The organism is Caproiciproducens galactitolivorans (assembly GCF_026672255.1).
Taxonomy (GTDB): domain Bacteria; phylum Bacillota; class Clostridia; order Oscillospirales; family Acutalibacteraceae; genus Caproiciproducens; species Caproiciproducens galactitolivorans_A.
Genome location: NZ_JAPOHA010000001.1, coordinates 321,808 through 344,892, shown reverse-complemented (window position 1 = coordinate 344,892; position 23,085 = coordinate 321,808). Strand labels below are relative to the sequence as shown.

20 protein-coding genes are annotated in these 23,085 nt (G+C 50.0%); 5 read left to right on the top strand and 15 right to left on the bottom strand.

Annotated elements, in window-relative coordinates:
- The first annotated feature begins 270 nt into the window (after positions 1-270).
- Positions 271-1,191 carry a homoserine O-acetyltransferase MetA gene (gene metA / locus OUY18_RS01615; protein ID WP_268056958.1) on the top strand — a complete coding sequence of 307 codons (921 nt, stop codon included), beginning with the start codon at positions 271-273 and terminating at the stop codon, positions 1,189-1,191.
- A 35-nt stretch (positions 1,192-1,226) separates the two neighbouring features.
- On the opposite strand, the gene OUY18_RS01610 is transcribed toward metA, so the two are convergent.
- The 7 genes from OUY18_RS01610 to OUY18_RS01580 all read right to left on the bottom strand — a co-directional run bounded on the left by OUY18_RS01610 (position 1,227) and on the right by OUY18_RS01580 (position 7,926).
- Positions 1,227-1,643: a secondary thiamine-phosphate synthase enzyme YjbQ gene (locus tag OUY18_RS01610; RefSeq protein WP_268056957.1), complete on the bottom strand. Its 417-nt coding sequence runs from the start codon at positions 1,641-1,643 to the stop codon at positions 1,227-1,229.
- Between the two features lie 108 nt (positions 1,644-1,751).
- Entirely contained in the window at positions 1,752-2,402 is a 651-nt protein-coding gene (locus OUY18_RS01605; protein WP_268056956.1) for a sigma-70 family RNA polymerase sigma factor, read from the bottom strand.
- A gap of 1 nt (position 2,403) precedes the next feature.
- Entirely contained in the window at positions 2,404-2,853 is a 450-nt protein-coding gene (gene spoIIAB, locus OUY18_RS01600) for an anti-sigma F factor (RefSeq protein ID WP_268056955.1), read from the bottom strand.
- Positions 2,837-3,172 carry an STAS domain-containing protein gene (locus OUY18_RS01595; RefSeq protein ID WP_268056954.1) on the bottom strand — a complete coding sequence of 112 codons (336 nt, stop codon included), beginning with the start codon at positions 3,170-3,172 and terminating at the stop codon, positions 2,837-2,839. Before OUY18_RS01595 ends, spoIIAB begins: the two co-directional genes overlap by 17 nt.
- A gap of 157 nt (positions 3,173-3,329) precedes the next feature.
- Positions 3,330-4,619 (bottom strand): bifunctional folylpolyglutamate synthase/dihydrofolate synthase, encoded by a 1,290-nt coding sequence (locus OUY18_RS01590; protein ID WP_268056953.1) that lies wholly within the window; start codon positions 4,617-4,619, stop codon positions 3,330-3,332.
- Positions 4,620-4,679: 60 nt separating this feature from the next.
- Entirely contained in the window at positions 4,680-7,304 is a 2,625-nt protein-coding gene (locus OUY18_RS01585) for a valine--tRNA ligase (RefSeq protein WP_268056952.1), read from the bottom strand.
- 130 nt (positions 7,305-7,434) lie between these two features.
- Complete coding sequence (locus OUY18_RS01580; protein ID WP_268056951.1) at positions 7,435-7,926, bottom strand: LURP-one-related family protein; 492 nt, start codon at positions 7,924-7,926, stop codon at positions 7,435-7,437.
- 195 nt (positions 7,927-8,121) lie between these two features.
- On the opposite strand from OUY18_RS01580, the gene OUY18_RS01575 reads away from it, so the two are divergent.
- On the top strand, positions 8,122-9,249 hold the full coding sequence (locus OUY18_RS01575; protein WP_268056950.1) for a DUF3810 domain-containing protein: 1,128 nt from the start codon (positions 8,122-8,124) through the stop codon (positions 9,247-9,249).
- Between the two features lie 76 nt (positions 9,250-9,325).
- Here the strand turns inward: OUY18_RS01575 and OUY18_RS01570 are convergent, their stop codons facing one another.
- The 5 genes from OUY18_RS01570 to OUY18_RS01550 all read right to left on the bottom strand — a co-directional run bounded on the left by OUY18_RS01570 (position 9,326) and on the right by OUY18_RS01550 (position 14,637).
- A complete protein-coding gene (locus OUY18_RS01570; RefSeq protein WP_268056949.1) occupies positions 9,326-10,285 on the bottom strand; it encodes a polysaccharide deacetylase family protein in 960 nt (319 codons plus the stop codon).
- Between the two features lie 228 nt (positions 10,286-10,513).
- The gene (locus OUY18_RS01565; RefSeq protein WP_268056948.1) at positions 10,514-12,175 is read right to left on the bottom strand and encodes a PASTA domain-containing protein; all 1,662 of its coding nucleotides are present in this window, start codon (positions 12,173-12,175) and stop codon (positions 10,514-10,516) included.
- Between the two features lie 42 nt (positions 12,176-12,217).
- On the bottom strand, positions 12,218-12,964 hold the full coding sequence (locus tag OUY18_RS01560) for a YebC/PmpR family DNA-binding transcriptional regulator (RefSeq protein WP_268056947.1): 747 nt from the start codon (positions 12,962-12,964) through the stop codon (positions 12,218-12,220).
- Between the two features lie 40 nt (positions 12,965-13,004).
- Positions 13,005-13,613, bottom strand: coding sequence for a flavodoxin family protein (locus OUY18_RS01555; protein ID WP_268056946.1), 609 nt, complete (start codon positions 13,611-13,613; stop codon positions 13,005-13,007).
- The gene (locus OUY18_RS01550) at positions 13,576-14,637 is read right to left on the bottom strand and encodes an aspartate carbamoyltransferase (protein ID WP_268056945.1); all 1,062 of its coding nucleotides are present in this window, start codon (positions 14,635-14,637) and stop codon (positions 13,576-13,578) included. Before OUY18_RS01550 ends, OUY18_RS01555 begins: the two co-directional genes overlap by 38 nt.
- Positions 14,638-15,057: 420 nt before the next feature.
- Here OUY18_RS01550 and OUY18_RS01545 point away from each other — a divergent pair, with 420 nt between their 5' ends.
- Positions 15,058-17,955 carry an acyl-CoA dehydratase activase-related protein gene (locus OUY18_RS01545; protein WP_268056944.1) on the top strand — a complete coding sequence of 966 codons (2,898 nt, stop codon included), beginning with the start codon at positions 15,058-15,060 and terminating at the stop codon, positions 17,953-17,955.
- 10 nt (positions 17,956-17,965) lie between these two features.
- Entirely contained in the window at positions 17,966-19,240 is a 1,275-nt protein-coding gene (locus tag OUY18_RS01540; RefSeq protein WP_268056943.1) for a 2-hydroxyacyl-CoA dehydratase, read from the top strand.
- 37 nt (positions 19,241-19,277) lie between these two features.
- Here the strand turns inward: OUY18_RS01540 and OUY18_RS01535 are convergent, their stop codons facing one another.
- The 3 genes from OUY18_RS01535 to OUY18_RS01525 form a co-directional block, all read right to left on the bottom strand.
- On the bottom strand, positions 19,278-20,882 hold the full coding sequence (locus OUY18_RS01535) for an MBL fold metallo-hydrolase RNA specificity domain-containing protein (RefSeq protein ID WP_268056942.1): 1,605 nt from the start codon (positions 20,880-20,882) through the stop codon (positions 19,278-19,280).
- 24 nt (positions 20,883-20,906) lie between these two features.
- Positions 20,907-21,659: an exodeoxyribonuclease III gene (locus OUY18_RS01530; protein WP_268056941.1), complete on the bottom strand. Its 753-nt coding sequence runs from the start codon at positions 21,657-21,659 to the stop codon at positions 20,907-20,909.
- Between the two features lie 156 nt (positions 21,660-21,815).
- Complete coding sequence (locus OUY18_RS01525) at positions 21,816-22,376, bottom strand: hypothetical protein (protein ID WP_268056940.1); 561 nt, start codon at positions 22,374-22,376, stop codon at positions 21,816-21,818.
- A 190-nt stretch (positions 22,377-22,566) separates the two neighbouring features.
- Here OUY18_RS01525 and OUY18_RS01520 point away from each other — a divergent pair, with 190 nt between their 5' ends.
- On the top strand, positions 22,567-23,082 hold the full coding sequence (locus OUY18_RS01520; RefSeq protein WP_268056939.1) for a peptidylprolyl isomerase: 516 nt from the start codon (positions 22,567-22,569) through the stop codon (positions 23,080-23,082).
- Positions 23,083-23,085 lie beyond the last annotated feature (3 nt).

Below are 23,085 nucleotides of genomic sequence, written 5' to 3'. Positions count from 1 at the left end.
CGGGTTCCTTAATTCTTTCGTTGTTTAATTTTCAAGGTCCTGGTTCTCCGTCAAACTTCACAGGAGAACGTTTAACATGTTACCACAATTCAGTGAACTTGTCAAGCATTTTGTCCCCGTTTTTCGACGGCTTCACTATAATACCACGCAGAGCAACCAATGTCAACGCTTTTCTTATATTTTTATCAAACGATCAATATTTTATGTATTATTGCAGTATTTATAGATGTTTGCTATAATGAATTCATTGTCTCTACAGGAGGATCAACGATGCCGATTAAAATTCAAGAGAACCTTCCGGCGGTCGAAGTGCTGGAATCTGAAAATATATTCGTCATGACGCATCAGCGCGCCATTGCACAGGACATCCGTCCGCTTAAAATCATTATACTGAATTTAATGCCTACAAAAATTGAAACCGAAACCCAGCTTCTGCGCCTTTTAAGCAATTCGCCTTTGCAGGTTGACGTTGAACTTCTGCAAATGGCCACGCATATTTCAAAAAATACTTCTTCCTCTCATTTGAATACATTTTATAAAACGTTCGACGAGGTAAAGGATGAAAAATATGACGGAATGATTATTACAGGCGCTCCGGTTGAAAATATGCCGTTCGAAGAAGTGGATTACTGGGACGAGCTTTGTAAAATCATGGCCTGGAGCCGGAAAAACGTCTATTCTACGCTACATATCTGCTGGGGGGCACAAGCCGGGCTGTACTATCATTTCGGAATTCCGAAATACTCGCTTCCCGAAAAACTGTCCGGTATCTTCTGTCATCATGTGCTGGTCTGCCGCCATCCTCTTGTCCGGGGTTTCGACGACGATTTTTACGCGCCGCATTCCCGTAATACCGAGGTTCACTTTGAAGATATTGAAAAATGCAGCGACCTTGTCGTGCTGACTGCATCCGATGAAGCCGGTGTCCACATTGTCGCCGCGAAGAACGGCCGGCAGTTTTTTATCACCGGGCATCTCGAATACGACTGTGACACACTTGCAAAAGAATATTTCCGTGATTTAAAAAAAGGAATTCACCCCTCTATTCCATTACACTATTTCCCCAACGATGACGTAACAAAGCAGCCGCCGTTTGTATGGCGCAGCCATGCGCACCTTCTGTTTGCCAACTGGCTGAATTATTTTGTTTATCAGAACACGCCGTACAATATCGGAGAAATTTCCGAATAGAGAGAACCAGCCGGGAAATTGCCCGACTGGTTTATTTATTCACCGATGATTTTAATCAGAGCTCGTTTGTCCCGTTTTCCGTCAAATTCAAAATAAAAGATCTGTTCCCATGTACCGAAATCCAGTTTGCCGTCCGTAACCGCCACCACTGCTTCGCGCCCCATAACCGTGCGTTTCAAATGCGCGTCGGCGTTGTCTTCAAAACCGTTGTGATGGTACTGGCTATACGGTTTTTCCGGCGCAAGCTTTTCGAGCCATACCTCATAATCATGGTGCAGCCCGCTTTCATCGTCATTAATAAACACACTGGCCGTGATATTCATGGCATTCACCAGGACCAGCCCCTCCCGGATTCCGCTTTCTTTAAGTGCTTCTTCCACCTGCGGCGTAATATTTACGATTCCTCTCCGCGTCGGCAGATGAAAGTGCAGTTCTTTTCGAAAAGATTTCATATCAGAATCGTCCTTTCTTTTTCATAAACGTTTTCATCATGCTATTCAAAATCATATCACAAAAGCGGTTCCCCGTCCAGAATATGGATGGAGGAACCGCTTTTTTCGCTACGACAGTTTCAGCCGCAGCTCATTTAAAATTTTCTTTTCCCGCCGGGACACCTGAACCTGTGTCATTCCAAGCGCGGCGGCCGTCTGCGTCTGCGTTTGGCTTTTGAAGTACCGAAAAACAATAATGCTCCTGTCCTTCGGCTCAAGCTCCGTAACAACCTGCTTCAGCGACAGGAGTTCGGCAATTTTATCATCACCGGCATCCACGCTGATATCGATCTGCCCGCCGCCGTCTTCCGGGGAAGCCGTAAGCGAAATCGGGAGCTGCGACGCCCCGAGGGCCTGCGCGGCTTCGGCCGGTTCGACATTCAGGATATCCGCCAGCTCGCCGACCGTGGGGGAACGCCCTTCCCTTTCGCTGAACGCGGCGGATTCGCGCGCGGCGCGCATGGCGAGCTCCTTTAAGCCGCGGCCTACTTTAACCGCCCCCCCGTCCCGGAAAAGCCGCCGGATCTCGCCGAGGATGACCGGTACGGCATACGTTGAGAACTTCACTCCGCGGCTGCTGTCAAAATTGTCCACCGCCTTGACAAGGCCGAGGCAGCCGGCCTGAAAAAGGTCGTCATATTCTACGCCGCGTCCTTTAAAATGCTTTACGCAGGCGTGCACAAGTCCGATATTCTCATTAATGGTTTGATCTCTGTCCATTTTAAGTATTCTTTTCCGCCTGGCGGCGTTTAATGGTTTTATGCATGGTGACCGACGTTCCCTTGCCCGGCTTCGAAGTAACCCTCAAGGTATCCATAAAGCTCTCCATCACGGCAAAGCCCAGTCCCGCGCGCTCTTCGCTGTCGGATGTGGTAAACAACGGCTGCATCGCCTTCTCCACATCTTCAATTCCGCAGCCTTTGTCGCGGATCCGGATGCTGATTTGGCCGTTTTCATATAATTTGCAGGTTATGTATATGACACCGATGGTATCGCGGTAAGCATGAACAATGCAATTTGTAACCGCTTCGGATACCGCCGTTTTAATATCGCTGAGTTCATCGATGGTGGGATCAAGCTGAGCCGCAAACGCCGCCACCGCAGCTCTTCCGAAAGATTCGTTTGCCGAACAGCTTAAAAAGGAGACCGTCATTTCATTCGTAGGCTTCATGATCATTCACATCCTTTACGATCGTGCAGAGCTGATTTAAGCCTGCCAGAGATACAATTTTTTCAATCTTTGGGTTAAGATTTGCGATTCGTACACTGCCGCCCCACATCTGCATCAGCTTGCAGCGCCCCATAACAAGGCCGATACCGGAGCTGTCCATGAACTGCACGCCCGAAAAATCAAGTGTCAGCCGCTTTGGTTTAACCTTTGACGCGGCCTCGTCCACCTCGCCGCGGATTTCCCGTGCGGAGTGGTGATCAATTTCTCCGCTCAGAATCGCTGTCATCTCTCCGTCCTTTAACAGTAGTCTGACGCTCATTGCGAAACCTCCATGCTTTTATGTAATCTTTTATTATTGGCGAAGTCCCTGCCATTTATACACAAAAATAAAAAAGTGCAATAAAAAAATCCCTCATCTAATAAGATAAGGGATACGATGTAAATTTTTACTCGAAATTTGCGGACAAGCCGTTTTTTTATTTTTTGGAAAGCAGATTCAGCACAAGCGGACGGATATCCCCCGCAAGATAAAGAGAACCGCAAATAAGCAGAGCGCCGTCTTCGCCAGCCAGCGACATTCCCTTTTGAAGGGCTTCCCCGGCGTTTTCCATCGCCTGCGCGGGTATTCCGTTCAGACGGAAGCGTTCGGCAAGGTCCTCCGCTTTCATCGCGCGCGGATTATTCGGCGCCAGCGTGATGACGTTTGTAAACAGCCCCGCAAGGAAATGGAGCGACGATTTCACGTCTTTATCGGCAAGCATGCCGACAATGGCCGTGATTTTTTTACCGGGAAGGTATTTTCTGACCGCGTCGGCCAGCGCTGCCATCCCGTCCGGATTATGCGCGCCGTCAAGAATGATCGTCGGATTTACCGACAGCACTTCCATTCTGGCCGGAAAGCTTGCGCAGGCAAAACCGGATTCGACGCTGTGCCCGGAAATATGGTAGCCTTCTTCCTTCAGAACTTCGAGCACGGCGAGCGCGGTAACGGCGTTCTTAATCTGATGCTCCCCCAGGAACGGCAGGTTCACCAGCAAATCCTCGTACAGCAGACCCGTACCGGTCAGATTCATGGAAAGCGGTACGACGCTTTTCTTGTCGGCAAGGACAAAGCGGTTATTTCGCCCGGCCGCCGTTTTCCGGATGATTGCAAGGGCTTCCTTTTTCTGATCCGGGTAACAGACGGTAACGCCGCCGTCTTTAATAATTCCGCTTTTTTCATACGCGATCTGCTCCAGCGTATCCCCCAGCACTTTCGTATGATCCAGAGAAATCGAAGTGATTACGGACACAAGCGGGGTTTGAATCACATTGGTCGCGTCAAGGCGGCCCCCAAGGCCAACCTCCAGCACGACAAGATCACATTGCTTTTGGGCAAACCATTGAAAAGCGATCGCGGTTACCAACTCAAATTCCGTTATGATTTCGCCGTTTTCGTTCATCTTCTCCACAAGCGGGAATAGCTTTTCCACGATTTCGGCCAGCTCTTCATGGGAAATCTTTTCCCCGTTGATCTGCATCCGTTCGCAGAAATCCGTAATATAGGGCGATATAAACAGTCCGGTTTTATAACCGGATTTCTTTAAAACAGAGGCGATCAGCGCACAGGTGGAGCCTTTTCCGTTCGTGCCTGCAACGTGCACAAATTTCAGGCTGTCCTGCGGGTTTCCCATCCTTTGAAGCAGTTTTTGAATCCGTTCCAGCCCCGGTTTTGAGCCGAAGCGCATCAGCGACGCTATTTTGTTTAATGCTTCCTCATACGTCATTTCTTATTCACCTGCATTTTGAAAATGAAAGGCGGACACAATGTCCGCCTTGATTTTTGATTATTTCAGAGCCTCGATACCAGACTGAATCAAAGCAATATGCTCGCTCAGTTTTTCCGCGTTCTGCTTCACACCCTCGACAACGTTTGCCGGTGCTTTGGAGATGAATTTCTCATTGCTCAGTTTTGCCTGCGCGTTGGCATACTGCTTTTGCGCGGATTCCAGTTCTTTCGTAAGGCGTTCCAGCTCCGCCTTTTTATCTACCAGTTCGGACATAGGAATGTAAAGTTTTGCATCCGCGGTAACAATGGTCACCGTACCGTCGAGTTCAAATTCTTCCCCGATATCCACGTCGTTTGCATAAGCAAGTTTTTTCAGGATTTCAACGCCGTCTTCAAAGACCTTCTTCGAACCGGTGGCAATATACAGATGCGTTTTGCGTGACGGCGGCACGTTCATTTCGGAACGGCGGTTCCGCACGGCACGGATTGCCTCCATAATGCTGCGCATATTGTCCGCGGCCTGCGGGAAGCAGTGTGCTTCCTCAAATTCCGGCCATTTGGAAACCATGATGGCTTCGCCCTCGTGCGGAAGGGTCTGCCAGATTTCCTCCGTAATGTACGGCATAAACGGATGCAGCAGCTTGAGCGTGCCGCTCATGACCCAAACAAGCACCCGGCGCACATTCTGCGCCGTCTTTTCGTCTTCGGAATTCAGGCGGATCTTTGCAATTTCAATATACCAGTCGCAGAATTCGTCCCATAAAAAGTCGTACAGCTTCTGCACGGCGATACCCAGCTCAAAATGTTCAAGGTTCTCGGTAATTTCCTTCGTCACACGGTTAAAGGAGTCAAGAATCCACTGATCTTCCATGGCGAGCTCGTCCGGAAGTGTATTCTTCACATCATGGCCGTCAATATTCATCAGAATAAAGCGGGACGCATTCCAGATCTTATTCGCAAAGTTGCGGCTGGACTGTACTTTTTCATCGGAGAAACGCATGTCGTTCCCGGGGCTGTTGCCTGTGGCAAGCATAAAGCGGAGCGCGTCCGCGCCGTATTTGTCAATAATCTCAAGCGGGTCGACCCCGTTGCCGAGCGACTTGCTCATTTTTCTGCCCTGTGCGTCGCGTACCAAGCCGTGAATCAAAACCGTGTTGAACGGAACCTCTCCGGTCTGTTCGATGGCAGAGAAAATCATGCGCGCAACCCAGAAAAAGATAATATCATAGCCGGTAACAAGCGTATCGGTCGGATAGAAATATTTCAAATCCTCGGTCTGATCCGGCCAGCCCAGTGTGGAAAACGGCCAGAGCGCGGAACTGAACCACGTATCAAGCGTATCCTCGTCCTGCTTCAGGTTCTTGGAACCGCATTTCGGGCAGGTGTGCGGTTCTTCGCGCGCAACGATCATTTCTCCGCAGTCCTGGCAGTACCAGGCGGGAATACGGTGGCCCCACCAAAGCTGACGCGAAATGCACCAGTCTTTGATGTTTTCCATCCAGTGATAATAGATTTTTTCAAAGCGTTCCGGAACAAATTTGGTCTTTCCGTCTTTCACCTGCTCGATTGCAGGCTCCGCCAGGGGTTTCATTTTTACAAACCACTGCTTCGAAACCCGCGGTTCCACAACCGTTCCGCAGCGGTAGCAGGAGCCGACGTTGTGCTTAATCGGTTCCACCGCAACCAAAAATCCTTTTTCCTTCAGCTCTTCCACGATCTTCTCGCGGGCTTCCAGCGAAGGCATCCCGGCGTATTTACCGGCATTTTCATTCATATTGCCGCTGTCGTCCATCACGTTGATAACCGGCAGATCGTGGCGCAGACCGACCTCAAAGTCGTTCGGGTCATGCGCCGGGGTAATTTTCACCACGCCGGTTCCGAAATCGCGCTCAACATACGTATCGGCGATTATCGGGATTTCGCGCCCGACAATCGGCAGAATCAGCGTTTTGCCGATCAGGTCCGCATAGCGTTCGTCTTCCGGATGCACGGCCACGGCGGTATCGCCCAGCATGGTTTCCGGCCGGGTTGTGGCAAGCTGAATAGAACCGCTGCCGTCCTTGAACGGATAGCGCAGATGCCAGAAGAACCCGTCATGCTCACTGAAATCCACTTCCGCGTCGGAAATGGAGGTACGGCAGTGCGGGCACCAGTTGATAATGCGCTCGCCGCGGTAAATCAGCCCTTTATCATACAGCCTTACAAAAACTTCACGAACCGCCTTGGAACAGCCTTCGTCAAGCGTAAAGCGTTCGCGTTCCCAGTCGCAGGAGGAACCCAGCTTTTTCAATTGCTCAACAATGCGTCCGCCGTATTTTTCTTTCCATTTCCAGGCGCGCTCCAAGAATGCGTCACGGCCGATATCGTCCTTTGAAAGGCCTTCCTCGCGCATCGCCTCGACAATTTTCGCCTCTGTCGCAATGGAAGCGTGGTCGGTTCCCGGTACCCAAAGAGCCGAATAGCCCTGCATTCTTCTCCAGCGAATCAGAATATCCTGTAAAGTTTCATCCAGGGCATGTCCCATATGAAGCTGCCCGGTAATGTTCGGGGGCGGGATTACGATTGTATACGGTTTTTTCTCCGGATCCACCTTTGCGTGAAAATATCCGCCGGACAACCAGAAGTCATAAATTCTGTCCTCTACCTCCTGCGGATTATAGGTCTTTGCCAGTTCCCTGCTCATAGATTTCCCTCCTGGGTTTTTCCCCTGTATTTCAAATTAATGTATTGCCATGTTAAGATACACCTTTGCCATAATTTAATAAATCACAGTACTCTATTATTGCATTGCGGGGCTAATTTGTCAATTCCGGTCAGTTCGCCGGCACCGCTTTGGCGGAACCCCCGATCACCGTGCTGTCCAGGATAACTGCAATGCACAGACAGAGCAGGACATCGGATTCATTTGTAATATCAACGGCAAAGCAGTCGCCGTTTTCATTCCAGCATCGTCCGTGGGTCATCACGACAGCCGAATCCTCATTGATCAAATCATAGGAGCGTTCCATAAGATCGCCGCGAAAGTGCCATTTCACGCCCCTGATTTTTACCGGATGATGCTGCGAAGTAAAGCTCCGGTTTACACGGGCGCATTCCTTATCATGTATGAATATCGTATATTTTGACGAAGCCGTCAGGCCTAAGCTTACAATTTTGGCCGCTTCGTTTGCACTGCCGTCAATGAAATAAAACTTGCTTCCAATGGCAAGGGAATCGCCGGTAACGCGGTAAACCGATTGGCCCAGCGTATCAATAATGGTAAAAAGAGCGTCTGTGCCGGTGCTCTGCTTAATAAAAAACTTCATGCGCCAGCCTCCCCTTAAAAATAAAGATTATTGTTTATCATACCATTTTTATGGTATATAGGCAACTTAAATTCTGTATAAATATGGGCAAATCCGCTCACGCCCGCCCATTTATTGAAAAGCATTGCTTGGAACGCGATTCCATTGACGCTTCTTCGACAATATACTACAATAAACGAAAGCGGAGGTGTTCCAATGAAAAAAATCCTTTCTTATAAACGACTGTGGCTGCTTGCCTTTGCACCGGCCGCATTTTTACTTTCGTACATAGCCTCCCGGTATCCTGCTTTTGCGGAATGGTATGCAATAACGGTTTACCCTGTGTTGTCCAAAAGCGTAAACTTTGTAACTTCACTTGTCCCGTTTTCGATAGCGGAGCTGCTGATTGCGCTGTTGATCATCGGCATCGTAATTTACCTGATCGCCTGCATCGTGAAGATCATAAAGGGAAAAGGAAGCCGCGGAAAGCTCCTGTTTCTTTCCCTGATTACCCCGGTCTGCCTTGCCAGCGTTCTTTATTTTGTTTTTGTGCTCGACTGCGGAATCAACTACAGCCGGTATCCCTTTGCCCAAACCTCCGGGCTGGATGTCAGACCGTCTTCAAAAGCCGAGCTTGCCGCGCTGTGCAGCACCCTTGGCGATAAAGTCAATGTGCTTCGCAAAGAGGTGAAAACCGACGGCAAATCCGTAATGGAGCTTAACAGCGGGAATATCTACGAAACCGCAAAGAAGGCGCAGACGGCATTTGATAAAGTTCATCAACAGTATCCCCTTTTATTGGCAGGATATGGCCGGCCGAAACCGGTGATCAGTTCAAGGCTGATGTCCTGGTGCAATATTACGGGCGTGTTTTTCCCGTTTACCTTTGAGGCCAATGTAAACGTGGATGTTCCTTCCTATTCCATACCGGCCACCATGTGCCATGAACTGTCCCATCTGCGCGGATATATGCGCGAGGACGAAGCCAATTTTATCGGCTACCTCGCCTGCGAGAACAGCGACGACCCGGATTTTCAATATTCCGGTGATATGCTGGCCTTTATTTATACATACAATGCCCTCAGTGCCGCCGACGGCGGCGCGGCGGGTAAAGTATATGAGAAGCTCAGCGACGGCGTGAAACGCGATCTGGCAAACGACTACGCCTATTGGGAGCAGTTCGAGGGACCGGTTGCCGTTGCGGCAAGCGCTGTAAACGACAGCTATCTGAAAGCCAACAAACAGGAGGACGGCGTAAAAAGTTACGGGCGGATGGTCGACCTTTTGCTTGCCGAATCTCGTACAAAAAAAGAACAGCCCCCAAAGCAGGCAACTGCGCCTTAATCGGTTTTCAAGTCCGATTAAGGCGCAGTTTTTGTGCAGTATATTCCAGCGGAGCTATTTTACGGCAGCCATCCTTTTATGGGATATTGTTAAAACGGTAGGAGACGCTGTCGACGGACGGGTCGAGCTTCTCAAAGGAATAGCCCTGGCTCTGCAGCGTCTTAATGATTTTTGACATATCATTCAGCGTACTCGCTTTAAACTTGGTATTATGAAACAAGACTACGGAATCACTGTGCCGGTGAACGCCGTTGATTACTTCCCGGTAAATTGATTTTGCGGTGGCGCCTGTCTCGGCGTCGCCGGAGTCCACGTTCCAGTCGTAATACACGTATCTGCGCCGGTTCATTTCCGCAATAATATCTCTTGCCGTACTCTTGTTATAGCCATTGACACTTCCGCCGGCATACCGGTAGATTTTCGTATCGACTCCCGTCGTGTTTTCAATCAGATCATGCATTTTTGCAAAATCATCCAAAAACGCCGCAGGTGAGGCATAAATCTGTTTGTACTGATGGGTATAGGAATGAACCCCGATTGCGTGCCCGCGGTTGACAATCTCCTTTATGGCTTCCACGCTCTGGCGGTCGGTGCGGCCAATAACGAAGAAGGTCGCCTTCACGTGGTATGTATCCAGTACGTTGAGAAGCGGTACCGTCAGGTTGGACGGGCCGTCGTCAAAGGTCAGATAGACCGTTTTCTTTTTTACCGGGGCCGACGGTTCCAGCGTTCCGGCGTACAGATGGGGGTACATCGCCTGATAAGCGGGAACTGCTTCTTTTTCAGCCGACGACGCGGTGCTGGAAGAGGCTGAAGACGCCGCCTCGCTCTCTGCCGGCTGCGGGGTGCTTTGAACATTTCCATTTGTCGGCATTCCCGCCGCGGCCATGGTCGGCTTCGCCGCATGGAACAGCCCCATTTTCCCGCTGAATTGGCCGATCAGCATGCCAAGGGCAAAAAGCAGCAAAAAAGCTGCTGAAACAATCAAAACATGGCGTGCTCTTCTTCGTAAGGTACGGCTTGCAAAATGAATCATATTCACACTTTCTTTGTCGGATATCGTCACAATTGCTTACAGTTCTATTATATGACGCTATCCGTAAAATGAGTAGTTAAATGTTTGTAATTATTCTTTCAAAACCGGAATAAGTCAGGTCAAATCGGTTGCTGCCGTTACCGTTCAGGCGTAGCCTGCGGGTTCTGACCGCAACAAAAAAAGACCCGAACAAGAATACTTGTTTCAGGTCCTTTTCTTTTCTGAATATCAGGATGTTGTATCATCGCCGCCTTCCGGCCCCTTGCTGATTACGATGACAACCTGGGAACCGTAAGCCATCTGGCTGCCTTCTTTTACATCTTTGTAACCGATAGCCAGACCCTGCGCGACGGTAGAACTGTATTCTTCCGTTTTGGTTGGGGTGAATCCGGCCGAGGTAACCGTCTCGGAAGCCTCCGCCAGTGTTTTTCCGGTAATGGACGGCAGGGTACGCACGGCGGCGCCTTCACTGACAACCACAACAATCGCCGTTCCCTTCGCCATTTTTGTACCCGGCGCGGGCGACTGGGAAATAATGCATCCCTCCGGAATGGTATCGCTGAACTGCTTGGTAGAGAGCAGTACCTGATAATCCTGATTCTCGGAGGAATAACCCGACGAAGTCAGATCCTGAAAACTCTGGCCGATTAAGCTCGGCGCGGAAATCAGGTTCGGGTCTGCGGATTCCAGCGCGCTGTCCGGAATTTCCGATCCGAAGGAATCCACCTGCGAAGTATCCGAAGCGAGCGTTTCCGCGCCGCTGCGGTCGGAGTTGGATACCCAGATAATGCCGACAATGGTAAAAACAATTAATGCCGCGACACAGGTGAGGATAATCCATACAAAATTCGGAACACCCTTTTTCTCCTGATCGCCTTCCCTGCCGAGTTTTGGAATCCGCTGTGTTGTTTCGTCCATCGTTGCCGTAACGGTCGGCGCGGCGGACAATTCCGCGCGCAGCCGTTCAAACGTCGGCGTGCGTTTATCCGGGGAAACCTGCAACGCGTTCGCCAGCGCGGATACAACATGGGGCGGCAGGCTGCGCATAATGCTTGTCGGAATCAAAAGACGCGTATCCGAGCGCCGTTTTAAAGCGTCCTGAGGAATCGTGCCGGTTAAAGCGAAAAAGAGCGAAGCGGCAAACCCGTAGACATCCGTCGATTCGTCCGGTACATAACCCATTACGTACTGTTCAATTGCCGCACAGCCGGGCACCAGATCCGGCGGCAAATCCGTATCCATTCTGCGCACACTGCCGATGCAGAAGCTTCCCAGCTTCATTTTGCCGTCCTGCATAATTTCCAGCGTATCCGGTGAAATTCCAAGATGGCTGATCCCCACAGCGTGCATTGCACTGAGCGCGGACAAAACCGGCATAAAAAGCTGACGCGCGGCATTCCAGTTCAGGTTGCCGCCGCTGCGCTCAATAAAATAACGCAGGGTAATGCTCTCGTTCCATTCGGAAACGGTATATGCCGTATGATTTTCTTCAAATATATCATAAATATGCACAATCGCGGAAAGCTCCCGCAGATGGGCAACTTCCCTCGAAAAGTTCAAAAACGCGGCAAGACACTCGTCAAAGATGATTTCGCTTCCGCCCATAACGCAGATGTCCCCTTTTCCGCCCGGCCTTTCGCACAGGGTCTGGGGAAAAAATTCGCGCAGTTCAATCGGTATGTTTAAAACCGTATCGTAGCCGATATACGTGATGCCTTCACCGTTGCTTGACTTCGCGCGGCCGACAATATACCGCTGCTGCAGCATTGTCCTGTACGGAAGCGCGTGGCGCATCTGAGGCTCGGCAGCGCTGAAACCGCAGTTCGGGCATTCTCTTTTGCCGCCCGTATCGGACATACAGTTCATACATAGATTGTCAAAGCCTGTCATCTTGTTTCCTCCATGTTTTACACAATATGGAAAAACTTACTGCTATTCTTGGTCATCCGAATCCGGATTATCCCAGTTATGCCAAACATTTTGAACGTCATCATTGTCTTCGAGGGCATCGAGCAGGCGCTGCATCTTCGTAATGGATTCTTCCTCCGTCAGTGTGGAGTAGGTGTTCGGAACCATTTCCACCTCGGCGGAAACGAATTCATAGCCCTTTTTCTCCAGGTCGTCGCGTACGCCGCTGAAATCTTCCGGCTCCGTATAAATTTCAAAAACATCCTCGTCGGCCTGAAAATCGGACGCGCCCGCTTCAAGGCAGTCCTCCATTACTTTGTCTTCTTCCAGTCCTTCTTTTTCAATAATGATAACGCCTTTCGAAGCGAACATAAAGGAAACGCAGCCGGTTGTGCCGAGGTTTCCGCCGAATTTATCGAAATAATGGCGGACGTCGCCGGCGGTACGGTTACGGTTGTCGGTCAGTGTTTCCACAATGACGGCGATGCCGTTCGGGCCGTATCCTTCGTATGTAATATTTTCGTATTTTGTGTCGTCGCCGTCACCGGCAGCTTTTTTGATGATCCGGTCAATATTGTCATTCGGTACATTCGCCGCTTTCGCTTTGGCAATGCAATCCTTCAGTTTTGAGTTGGAATTCGGGTCCGGACCGCCGCCTTCTTTAACCGCAACCGCGAGTTCGCGGCCGATTTTCGTAAATACTTTTGCTTTCGCGCCGTCTGTCTTTTCTTTTTTCCGCTTAATATTGTTCCATTTTGAATGGCCTGACATATTTTAATCCTCCCAAATAATAAGGCTACATTTTATGATATCACATTTCACATAGTATGGCAAGCGCCAGGTCTCGGGCGGCTTTCCGGGCTTTTTCAAAGGTCGAATGACCGTCGTCGGCGTCCGTATCCGCCCAGACGGTCATTCCCTTTAATTTCGTATTCATAACCGAAAAAACCCGTTCCAGCTGGCGGTACAGAAGAGCCGCGTCTTCCGGTTCCGATGAACCGCAGGTAACCAGCAGTGCGGCCGTTTTATGCTTTTCAATCGGTTTTTGCACGCCGAGGAAAAAGCGGGCGGCATAGTACCTTTGGGTGCGGTCAATGATCGCTTTCAGCGGAGCGGGGAACCCCAGATTATACACGGGCGTTGCCACAACAATTGCATCTGCGCGCCGGATAAGAAGGTCCAGCCCGTCGAAATCCCGCTGGGAGCAGGTCTGTTCCGCGGCGCACACATTGCAGCCTAAACAGGGAGCAATTTTTTGTTCATAGGAATGGATGATCCGAACTTCCGCATTCCCGTAAAAAGGCGCCAAAAACGCGTCCAAAAGCTTCGCGGAAGTCCCGTTTTTATGCGGTGACCCGAAGAAAACCAGAACAAGCTTTTGATCAGATGAGCATTCTTCCTTCACAGTATTTGCATTCAAGCATATCACCGGCCTCAGAGAATAAATTGGGCAGATAAGGCTCCGTGCGCGTTACGCATTTCGGATTCGTACATCTGCTGGGATGCGTGGAATGCGGAACCTTTTGTTTCCCGCATTCTTCCGCGTTTTGCAGAAGAGTAAGAATCAGTGCCATACGGGTATACAGGCCATATGGCGTTTGATCGATGACGCGCTCGTCGTCGTCGGCATCCACCGTGATTTCCCCGCTGCAAAGTGCGGGGTGGATTACAGTCAGGTCTTTTTTCGCGCGTCCAAGGGTTTTGGCGCTGAGAATTCTTTTCTTCTTTTCGGCGAGTTCCCCTTTTCCCATACTTTCCTGCTGCGCACAGGTTATGTAAAGCACGTCAATTGCCGAAATAACTTCGTTCAGGGAGGACGATTCGACATATTTGCAGTCGGCGGCGTCCAGACTGTCTTTTATATTCTGCGGCAGCGTGTATTCCGGCGAAGAAATCAATACAAAGGTATTCCCTTTATAACGCATCATTGTCTGAATAAGAGAGAGGGAAGCCGGGTTACTCTTCAGGTTTCCGCACAGACCGATACATAAATGGTCAAGCCGGCCCTTTTCACTGCTGATTGCCGCCAAATCTGAAAGGGTTCTGGCGGGCCGCAGATGTCCCCCGTCCCCCGCGTTGATAACGGGCTTTCGGGAATACAGGGCCGCGGCGGCAGCCGTGCCTTCCGCCGCACTGCGAAGAACAATCAGATCGGCAAAACCGCCGACGGCGGTAATGGCGCTTTTCAGGCTCCCTTGCTGTAAAAATGAGGTGCCGTCCGAAGAATCAAAACAAACCACTTCGCCGCCGAGCCGATACATCGCGGCCTGAAATGCCATTTGCGTTGCAACCGCCGGCTCGGTAAACAGAGCAGCCATAATTTTTCCACGGCAGGATTCTCTGTACACCCACGGATTGTTCCGGATATTGGTTGAAAGTTTGATGAGTTCATGAATTTCACCGAGGGTCAGCCGGTCCAAATCAATCAGATTTTTTAACTGCATCAAATCACCTCATATTAAATTTTTATCAGCCCTGATTATAAAATAAAAATCGGCGGATTTTCGGGATAAAATATGCCATACTCCGCATATTTGTGACGAAGGCAGATACAATTTTAGCCGAAACAGACAAGATTCTTAAGTTTACAAACAAGGCTTCGTTTAACCTCATTCTAACATTTCCATCCGGGAATAACAATATATAATCTATTTATTTAATAATTACCAGCCGCGCTTTTTTCCCGGACTTTTCGGGAGCCCCGCCGCGCCCCCGAAAGCTGCCTACACAGGCTGGGGAAAGAAAACGGTTTACCGCAGATTAAGGGGAATTTGGAAAGGATCTCACTTGACAATGGGATACCTTTTGAACTAGAATATGTTATTAACGTTTATAGAATATAGAATGTAGAACGGTGGCGCTTTATGAAAATAGGCTTAGACGTCGGCTCCACGACGATCAAATGCGTTGTGCTCGGCGACGACAATCAAATATTGTATAAATCCTATGAAAGGCACTATTCCCAGATTACAGAGAAAATGTCGGAACTGCTCACGAAGGTTCAGAAGGAAATCGTAAAGGGAAAGCACGCCCTTCTTACCGTTTCCGGCTCCGCAGGCATGGGCATTTCGCAGACCTGCAATCTGCCGTTTATACAGGAGGTTTACGCTACCCGTGTTGCGACCGGTAAGTTGATTCCCGACGCGGACGTTATTATTGAGCTTGGCGGAGAAGACGCCAAGATTCTGTTTCTTTCCGGCGGAACCGAAGTCCGTATGAACGGTACCTGCGCGGGAGGAACCGGCGCGTTTATCGATCAGATGGCGACTTTGCTGAACCTTCCGCTCGACGAGATGGACCGCCTTGCCGAACAGTATGAAAAAATCTATACGATCGCATCCCGCTGCGGCGTGTTTGCAAAATCCGACGTGCAGCCCCTTTTGAATCAGGGTGCGCGCAAAAGCGATATTTCGGCAAGCATCTTTGCGGCCGTCGCCAACCAGACCATCGCGGGGCTGGCGCAGGGGCGCAAAATTGCCGGAAAGGTCATCTACCTCGGCGGGCCGCTGACCTTCCTTTCCCAGCTCCGGGAAAGCTTTGATCAGGCGTTGAAGACCAAAGGAATCTGTCCGGAAAATTCCCTGTATTATGTGGCGGTCGGCGCCGCGCTGAGCAGCGGAATCGAAACGGATTTGGATACCGCGCTCGAAAGCATTAAAGCCTACGGCACAACGGCGAATTTCCTTTCGATTGCCCCGCTGTTTAAAAATCAGGAGGAATACGACGAATTCAAACACCGCCACGCCCAGTGCAGGGCGCCCCGGGGAAACGCGGAAACCTACACAGGCGACACTTACCTCGGGATTGACGCGGGTTCCACCACCGTTAAGGCCATGCTGCTCGGAAAAGACGGAGAGGTACTGGATTCGATTTATAAAGGCAACTCCGGGAATCCCGTGCCCATCATCCGCGAATATCTTCTCAGCCTTTACAAGAATTATCCAAAAATTCATATCGCCGCGGGGGCTGTTACCGGCTACGGCGAAGAGCTTTTGAAAAATGCATTTAATATTGACTTCGGCATTGTGGAAACGGTCGCGCATTTCACAGCCGCCAAATGCTTTCTGCCGGATGTTGATTTTGTTATCGACATCGGCGGACAGGATATGAAATGCTTCAAAATTTGCAACGGGGCAGTCGACAATATCTTTTTAAATGAAGCCTGTTCCTCCGGCTGCGGCTCGTTTTTACAGACCTTTGCAAATACGCTCGGGTATGACATCGCCGACTTTGCAAAACTTGGGCTGTTCGCGAAGCACCCGGTGGACCTGGGTTCCCGCTGCACCGTGTTCATGAATTCGCAGGTAAAGCAGGCGCAGAAGGACGGCGCGACAACCGAAGACATTTCGGCCGGACTTTCCGTCAGTGTTGTAAAAAATGCCATCTACAAGGTTATCCGCGCCGCTTCCGCCGAAGAACTCGGCCGGAACATTGTGGTTCAGGGCGGCACGTTCCTGAATGACGCGGTTCTGCGGGTTTTTGAAAATGAACTGGGCGTCCATGTTTCCCGTCCGGATATTTCCGGCCTGATGGGTGCTTACGGCGCCGGAATTTACGCGAAAAACCGGTCGGCCGGGGAAAGCACCATTATAAAGAAGGACGAGCTTGAAAATTTCCAGCATGAAGTCAAGGTAACCTCCTGCGGAAGATGCAGCAACAACTGCCGCCTGACGATCAATGTATTCGGAGGCGGAAGCCGGCGTTTTATCGGCGGAAACCGCTGTGAAAAGCCTGTGACAAAGCGTGCTTCCAGCGACGAGCTGAACATGTATGCTTTTAAATTGCGGACCCTTCGCTCCTATCAGCCGGTAAAAGGCGAAAGAGGGAAAATCGGGCTGCCGATGGGGCTGAACATGTATGAGCTGCTGCCGTTCTGGCACACCTTCTTTACGCAGCTTGGCTTTGAAGTCGTCCTGTCCCCCCTTTCCAGCCGGGAACTCTACATCGAAGGGCAGCACACGATTCCATCCGACACCGTATGCTTCCCCGCGAAACTGATGCACGGACATGTGCAGGCGCTGATTGATCAGGGCGTTCAAGCTATTTTTTATCCCTGTATGTCCTACAACTTTGACGAAGGCCTGGGCGACAACCATTACAACTGCCCGGTTGTGGCCTATTACCCCGAGGTCATCTCCGCAAACATGAGTGCGCCCGATGAGCTGCACTTTATCCACGATTATGTCGGTATCCACCGAAAGCATGACTTTCCGATTAAAATGCATGGGATTCTTGCAAAGTACTTTGACGGAATCTCGTTTATCGAAATCAAGAAAGCTGCAAAAGCCGCTTATAAAGAGTATGACCGCTACTTTGCCAGAATTCATGAAAAAGGAGACCGGATGATCGCCGAGGCGCAAAAGGAACATAAACCGATTATCGTACTGTGCGGAAGGCCGTACCATCTGGACCCGGAAATCAACCACGGAATCGACAAGCTGATTGTCAGCCTCGGCGCGGCGGTTATTTCAGAGGATGTCCTGAGCTGCAAGGTCCGTCGTTTCCCCACCGCGGTACTGGACCAGTGGACCTACCATTCCAGACTTTACGCGGCGGCAAAATATATCGGCAATAAACCGGATATGAATCTGGTACAGCTTGTTTCCTTCGGCTGCGGCGTTGACGCCATAACGACCGACGAAGTCCGGCGCATTCTGGAGGAAAACGGTAAAATTTACACACAGATTAAAATCGATGAAATTACAAATCTCGGCGCGGTAAAAATCCGGCTTCGCAGCCTGTTTGCCGCACTGGAGAACTGAGGTGAAGCATTTGGCAGAATTGAAATTCAACAAGGAAGGGCGCTTGCTTTTCACAAAGGAAATGAAAAAGGAGTATACCATCCTCTGCCCGATGATGGCTCCCATCCACTTTCAGCTGTTCGTCAACGTGATTAAAAACTGCGGTTATAACGTGGAGCTGTTGACGAACGACGGGCCGAACGTCGTACAGGAAGGCCTGAAATATGTTCATAACGATACCTGCTATCCCGCTCTGCTGGTTATCGGCCAGTTCATCGACGCCCTGCATTCCGGAAAATACGACCTTGACCGCACGGCGCTGATGATTACGCAGACCGGCGGCGGGTGCCGTGCTTCCAATTATATTCACCTTTTGCGAAAGGCGCTGAAAAAAGCCGGTTTGGAAAAAGTTCCGGTCGTTTCGCTTAATATGTCGGGTTTGGAAAGCAACCCGGGATTCCATATTACCTTGCCCATGATTCGGAAATTTATCGCGGCCGTGGTTTACGGCGACGCGCTGATGCTTCTGGACAACCAGATCAAAGCATATGAAGAAGTTCCCGGAGAGAGCAGCCGGATGGTGGAGAAATGGATTGACGCGCTCACCGAGCAATTTAACAAAGGACAGGGGCTTTCCTTAAAACAGCAGAAAGAAAATCTGAACCGGATTGTAAAGGACTTTGCGCAGATAAAAATGAACAAGCGTCCGAAAATCAAAGTCGGCATCGTCGGCGAAATCTACGTAAAATACTCCGCGCTTGGCAACAACTATCTGGAAAATTTCCTGGCCGAGCAGGACTGCGAGGTCAACGTGCCCGGAATCCTGAATTTCGCATTATTCAAGGTGGATAACCGTCTGGAAGATATCAAGCTTTACGGCGGAAATTCCGCAAAATTTGTCGTGGTAAAAGCATTGATGGATTACCTGCTGAAAATGCAGAACATCCTGATCCGCGCAGTGGAAACCGAGCCGAAATTTTTAGCGCCCGTTACCTACGCGCATACCAAAAGCCTTGTAAAAGGTGTCATCGGTTACGGCGACAAAATGGGCGAAGGCTGGCTTTTAACCGCCGAAATGCTGGAACTTGTAGAGCAGGGGTACGAAAATATTGTGTGCACACAGCCGTTCGGCTGCCTGCCGAACCACATCTGCGGCAAGGGCATGATTCACCGTATCAAGGCGGTTGACGAACGGTCAAACATCGTCCCCATTGATTACGACCCGAGCGCCACGCGCGTCAACCAGGAAAACCGCATTAAACTCATGCTTGCCGTAGCGCGGGAAAAACTGAACCAAACGGAATAAAAAAAGAGCCGGCATACCGGCTCCTTTTTTTATTCCGTTATCTGTCCCACTTGTCGCACAGGGTAAGGACCTGATCCGCGAATTTTGCAAGATCTTTGTTCGCGCCGCCCTCGTTTTTCTGAATAACCTGCAAAAGCCGCTTTCCGGCTTCCAAAAGACGCGCAAACGGTGCGGAGTATTTTCTGCCCTTCCCCGTTTTCTGCGGATGACGGGCTTCGGGCGCAATCCCCTCTTCCAGAACTTCGTTTTCGGCCAAATCGAAAACGGATTCATAATTCGGTGTCATGGCGTCATAGCCAAGCTGCCGCAGGGAAGAACAAAACGCGTCGCATACCTCGGTTTCGCCGTGAACAACGAACACACGGCGCGGCTTCTTCTGAAAAGCCTGAATCCACCGGAGCAAACCGGTTCTGTCGGCATGCGCGGAAAGGCCCTTGAAATTATAAATATGCGCCTGTACCGCGATTTCCTCTCCGAACAGTTTCACCTGTTTCACTCCGTCGAGTAAAATTCGGCCGAGGGTGCCGTTCGCCTGATAGCCGACAAACACCACGGCACATTCCGGCCGCCACAGGTTATGCTTTAAGTGGTGCCGTATTCTCCCCGCTTCACACATGCCGCTGGACGAAAGGATTACTTTCGGCACGTTGTCCATATTCAGCGCCTTGGATTCCTCCACGCTGGCGCAGATATTTAAATTGGAAAACGAAATCGGCTTAAAACCGGATTTGACTACATTAACGGTATCCTCATCGGCGTATCCCGCAAGGTTGCCGCTGTAAATTTTTGTTGCCTCGGCGGCCAGAGGACTGTCCACATACACCGGAAAATCCGGGTTGCATTTCACAAGCCCTCTCTCTTTCATTTCACGGATATAATAAAGAAGTTCCTGCGTGCGGCCGACCGCAAAGCTTGGAATAACCACATTGCCGCCCGCGGACAGTGTTTTTTCAAAGATATCCGCCAGCGCTGCGACATAATCCTCCGATTTTTCATGGTCACGGTCGCCGTATGTTGATTCCATCACTACATAATCGGCCTGCTCCATATACTGCGGGTCGCGGATAATCGGTTGATTCGTATTCCCGATATCGCCCGAAAAAACGATTTTTTCCGTTTGACCGTTTTCTGTCAGCCACATTTCGATAGAAGCGGAACCCAGAAGATGCCCCGCGTCGGTAAACCGGAAACGCACCCCCTCGCAAAGCTCCACCATTTCTCCGTAGGGATACGGAACCAGCCGGGTGAGCGTATCCTGCGCATCTTCAATGGTATAAATCGGTTCCTCCGGTTCCCTGCCCGCGCGCTTACCCTTGCGGTTTTCATTCACGGCGTCCATTTCCTGAATATGGGCGCTGTCGCGCAGCATAATGGAAAGCAGGCTGCAGGTCATACCGGACGCATAGATTTTCCCCTGATACCCATTCTTGATCAGAAGCGGCAGCCTGCCGCTGTGGTCGATATGGGCGTGCGTCACAAGGACGTAATCAATCTGTGAAGCATAAAACGGAAGCCTGTGATTGTCATCCTCATCTGCTCCCTGCTGCAAACCGCAGTCGATCAGAATCTTTTTGCCGTTTACCATAAGGCAGTGGCAGCTTCCGGTTACTTCCCGGTCGGCTCCGTAAAAAATCAGCTGCATCGTCGTCATTCCCCCATAAAATTTTTAGGACAATACCAGTTCAATTGGACAGTGGTCGCTTCCCATGACTTCCGGATGAATATTGCTTTCTGCAATTCTGTCCCGGATGCTGTCGGATACCAGAAAATAATCAATGCGCCATCCGATATTTTTTTCGCGCGCCTTGAACATATAGGACCACCATGTGTAGGCGTCTTTCTCGTCCGGATGCAGACAGCGGAAGCTGTCCGTAAACCCACAAGCCAGAAGCTCGGTCATCTTCCCGCGCTCCTGGTCGGAAAACCCGGCATTTCCCGCATTGCTTTTTGGATTTTTCAGGTCTATTTCATTGTGCGCCACATTCATATCGCCGCACACAATAACCGGCTTTTTTGCATTGAGCTGCTGTAGATAGGAACGGAACGCGTCTTCCCAGCTCATCCGGTAATCAATCCGTACCAGCCCCCGCTGCGCATTGGGGGTATATACCGTTACAAGATAATAATCTTCAAACTCCAATGTGATCGAGCGGCCTTCCCCGACATGCTCTTCCGCCTGAATGTCGTAGGAAACGGAAATCGGTTCCAGACGGGTAAAAATCGCCGTGCCGGAATATCCTTTCTTTTCCGCAGAATTCCAGTACTGCCGGTACCCCGGAAGCTCGATTTCCACCTGGCCCGGCTGCATTTTTGTTTCCTGCAAGCATACGGCATCCGCATCCGCCGCACAGAAAAAGTCCAAAAATCCTTTATTCAGGCAGGCGCGAAGCCCGTTTACATTCCATGAAAAAAATCTCACCCTTTTATCCCCCTTGTTTTTTTTAATTATACCATAACCGCGGGGAAATTACGAAACCGTTCCTTCTATTTCGTAGAATTTCTATTTTTTTAAGATTGAAATCATTTTTTAAAAAAAGCAGGAGATGCTGAATAAAGTATCTCCTGCCTCTTAAGTTTACGCAACACGATTGAAATATTTACCGATAGCAGCATAGGAAATCTCTTTTTTCTGCCGGGCCTTGTATGAATCAATTGCCTGTTGATATGAACCGGCTTTCTGTGTTTTCTTTGTTTCGCTGTCTTCTTTTTCCTGCTTCTTTGCAGCCCTCTTCGCAATCTCCGTCTGCTCCTGGAATTTGGTAATAATTCCGTCTGAAACAAGTTTGTCCAGCTCCGCTTCCGAATACGCGGAAAGGTTTGCGTAATGACCAGACCGGGGCTTTTCCTCCGTCTGCTGTTTCTTCAGCGTCAGTTGCTTTTCCCCGTCGGAAACTGCCTGCGGTTCTTCCCGCTTCGAATACGCGGCGGCCGCTTTATCTCCGGTTGAAGCTACGGTATCGGCTTGCTGCATCGCGGCCCGCGCCTGCTCGCTTATTTCCACAGAATCTTTCCTGCCATTTTGGCTTCCCTGCGCTTTTTTCAGAATTTCCGTTTCCGGGGTTTTCTGCACATTCTCCGCGGAAAGGGGAGCCGTACGAACCGACATTTCGTAATCTGTGGTAATTGCCTGTAACATTTTTTAATCACCTCCTCCGGTCAGACCATCCATTTGCCGTGATACTGCATAACTTTGTTTCCAAAATTATAGTATTTTTTTATTAACAAATTATTAATAAATGATTCCCAAGCAAAAATTTATCCCTTGAACGAAACTTCATTTCCCGTTATAATAAGAAGATCAATTGACAAAGTTTGGAGGAATAAAAATGAAAAATCCGATTGTTACCATTACGACCAACGAAGGTACCATAAAAATAGAGTTGTATCCAAATATCGCGCCAAATACGGTAAACAACTTTATCTCCCTTGTGCAAAAGGGATTCTATAACGGAACCATTTTCCACCGCGTAATCCCCGGTTTTATGATTCAGGGCGGCGATCCGGAAGGAACCGGTATGGGCGGCCCCGGTTACAGCATTCAGGGAGAATTCAGTGACAACGGCGTAAAAAATGATTTGAAGCATACCCGCGGAGTGCTGTCCATGGCACGCTCCATGGATCCGAACAGCGCCGGTTCTCAATTTTTCATCATGGTAGCGGACGCGTCGCACCTCGACGGCCAGTATGCCGCATTCGGCAAGGTTATTGAGGGAATCGAGGAAGCGGACCGCATTGTATCCGTTCGCCGCGACCGCAGAGACAGACCCAAAACAGACGAGTTTATGAAAAACGTCACCGTCGACACTTTTGGGGAGGATTTTAAAGAACCGGTCAAACGATAATTA